Origin of the sequence: Roseiarcus sp., from assembly GCF_049514155.1 — a bacterium.
GTDB lineage: Bacteria > Pseudomonadota > Alphaproteobacteria > Rhizobiales > Beijerinckiaceae > Roseiarcus.
The window spans coordinates 1-2,595 of the sequence record NZ_JBEKVH010000287.1 but is presented as its reverse complement, the minus strand read 5'-3'; the positions used below and the strand labels follow the sequence as shown (position 1 = coordinate 2,595).

Sequence of the window (2,595 nt, the reverse complement as noted above, 5' to 3'; positions counted from 1 at the left end):
GGCCTAACGGCCGACCGCAAAAGGGTAGCCGATGACGGCAGCTAGCAAAGGCTGCGATTCACGCGGCAAAAGTGTGGCAGGGTTTGCGAAGTCCACAAACGCCCTATTGCGTCACGAACGGATTGAACACGCCGACGTCAAAATTCTTGAAATCTCTCCCATTGCGCGTGACGACTTGCAGCCCGTGCAGCTTCGCCGTAGCGGCGATCATGGCGTCCTCGAAGAGCGCGTCGGAGCGTCGGTGAATAAGCTTGGCCCATATGCGGAATGTCGCCGCATCCATCGGGAGAACGTTCCACGTTTCGGCAACCCGGTCCACCCACGCTTCGATTTCTGCCGCCTTGGCGGTGTTTTGCTCGCGCGTCAGCTCGACGCCGGCTTGGAGTTCACCGATCGTCACGGCTGAAACGTAGAGATCGCGCTGGTCGCATGACCTCAGCCACGCCACGACGGCGCCGTGCGGACGCTGTTTTCTCAGTTCGGACACGACATTGGTGTCGAGCAAATACATCGACAGTTACGCGAGGGGACGCGGGGCACGGCGGCGCTTTTTGCCGCGCTGCGGGATTTGCAGGTCAAACCGCCCGATGTCGCTCAACAGAAGGTCCTTGAGCGTCGACACGCCGGCATTCGCCAGCCGGTGCCATTGTGCCATGGGCACCAGAACGGCGGTGTTTTCTCCGCGCCGCGTGACGAGCTGAGGCCCTTCCCTCAAACACGTTTCGAGCAGTTCGCTGAAACGCGACTTGGCGTCTTGCACGGGCCAGGTCTTCATGTGACGAACCTCACGGGTCGCTCAATGGGTAGACTAGTCATTTAACTAGTTTACATGCGTTACGCAACAGCGGGCTCGCAGTTGCCATAAACCGGTCCGGCGATTAGCACTGCGCCGGCATTCCGTAAATTCAAGGTAGTCCAACATGCCCAGCGCAAAAAAGCTCCTCCTCCTCCCCGGCGACGGCATCGGTCCGGAAGTGATGGCCGAGGTGAAGCGGCTCATCGGCTTTTTCGCCGCGAAGGGCATCGCCGATTTCGCCGTCGAGGAGGGTCTCGTCGGCGGCGCGTGCTACGACGCCCATCGGGTCGCCGTCACCGAGGAGACCATGGCCAAGGCGCACGCGGCCGACGCGGTGATTTTCGGCGCCGTCGGCGGGCCGAAATGGGACAAGGTGCCCTACGAGGCGCGTCCCGAGGCCGGGCTGCTGCGGCTCCGTAAGGATCTTGGGCTGTTCGCCAATCTGCGGCCGGCGATCTGTTATCCGGCGCTCGCCGAATCATCGAGCCTCAAGCGCGACGTGGTCGAGGGGCTCGACATCGTCATCGTCCGCGAACTCACCGGCGGCGTCTATTTCGGCGAGCCGAAGACGATCACCGATCTCGGCAACGGCCAAAAGCGCGCCGTCGACACCCAGGTCTACGACACCTACGAGATCGAACGCATCGCGCGCGTTGCGTTCGAGTTGGCGCAGGCGCGGCGCAACAAGGTCACTTCGATGGAGAAGCGCAACGTGATGAAAACCGGCGTGCTGTGGCACGAGGTTGTCGCCGAGGTGCACGCGCGCGAATACAAGAACGTCGAGCTCGAAAACATGCTGGCCGATTCCGGCGGCATGCAGCTGGTGCGTTGGCCGAAGCAGTTCGACGTCATCGTCACCGACAATCTGTTCGGCGACATGCTGTCCGACGTCGCCGCCATGCTGACCGGCTCGCTCGGCATGCTGCCGTCGGCCTCGCTCGGCGAGGTCGACGCCAAGTCCAAGCGGCGCAAGGCGCTGTACGAGCCGGTGCACGGCTCGGCGCCCGACATCGCCGGCAAGGGCCTCGCCAATCCGATCGCGATGATCGGTTCGCTCGGCATGGCGTTGCGCTATTCGTTCGGCCTCAGCGCAGTCGCCGACCGGCTCGACGCCGCGATCGCCAGCGTTCTGGCGGACGGCTTGCGCACGCAAGACATCCGCTCCGAAGGCGGGCGCGTCGTTTCAACAAGCGAGATGGGCGACGCGATCGTCGCCGCTTTCGAGCGCGGCGCGTAACGGCTCAGTCGAGCGGCGTGCGGCAGGCCGCGCGGCGCGCCGCTCCCGGCTTCAGCACTTCGGCGAAACCGGCCTCGCGTCCCGCCTTGGTCAGGCTCAATCGCTCGATCACGCAGGCGAGCGTCGCTTCATCGAGCGTCGCGCCCGACGCGGCGCAGACGACGCCCCTGAGCCCGCCGACGCGCGGGGCGAGCCGAAACGCTGCGCAGCCGCGGTCGCCCCCGCCCGCCAGCGTCAGCGCCGCCCATTCGATCGGCCCTGAGGCGCTGGCGAGCGTCTCCGTTCCGCCGAGCCGTTCGACCACAGCGCCGCCAGCCGCCGCCGTCTCCGCCGCGGCGACGAACAGACTGACCGCCGCCCGTCGCCCGCCGTCGCGCCACGCCTCGACCCGCAGCGCCGGCCCCGCGCCTTCGAGCCGCCCGACGCTCAGCGCGTCGCTGCGGCCGGGACCGGCGCGATCGAGACGGGTTTCGTGGCTGATTTGATCCGCGTTGACGCCTTCGAGCGCGAGCGCCGGCGCGGCCGACAAATCGACGACCTCGCCTGGCGGCGACGCCGCGAC

At 66.1% G+C, this 2,595-nt stretch carries 4 protein-coding genes; 1 reads left to right on the top strand and 3 read right to left on the bottom strand.

The window, feature by feature from the left end; translation table 11 throughout:
* Window positions 1-103: 103 nt before the first annotated feature.
* Both ABSF49_RS21565 and ABSF49_RS21560 read right to left on the bottom strand, forming a co-directional pair.
* Window positions 104-511, bottom strand: a complete 408-nt coding sequence (locus ABSF49_RS21565) for a type II toxin-antitoxin system VapC family toxin (RefSeq protein WP_424114682.1) — start codon at window positions 509-511, stop codon at window positions 104-106.
* Window positions 512-517: 6 nt separating this feature from the next.
* On the bottom strand, window positions 518-775 hold the full coding sequence (locus tag ABSF49_RS21560) for a type II toxin-antitoxin system Phd/YefM family antitoxin (RefSeq protein WP_424114681.1): 258 nt from the start codon (window positions 773-775) through the stop codon (window positions 518-520).
* Between the two features lie 145 nt (window positions 776-920).
* Here ABSF49_RS21560 and leuB point away from each other — a divergent pair, with 145 nt between their 5' ends.
* Window positions 921-2,033 carry a 3-isopropylmalate dehydrogenase gene (gene leuB, locus ABSF49_RS21555; protein WP_424114680.1) on the top strand — a complete coding sequence of 371 codons (1,113 nt, stop codon included), beginning with the start codon at window positions 921-923 and terminating at the stop codon, window positions 2,031-2,033.
* A 4-nt stretch (window positions 2,034-2,037) separates the two neighbouring features.
* On the opposite strand, the gene ABSF49_RS21550 is transcribed toward leuB, so the two are convergent.
* The coding region (locus ABSF49_RS21550) for a hypothetical protein (RefSeq protein ID WP_424114679.1) at window positions 2,038-2,595 on the bottom strand (558 nt) is incomplete at its 5' end.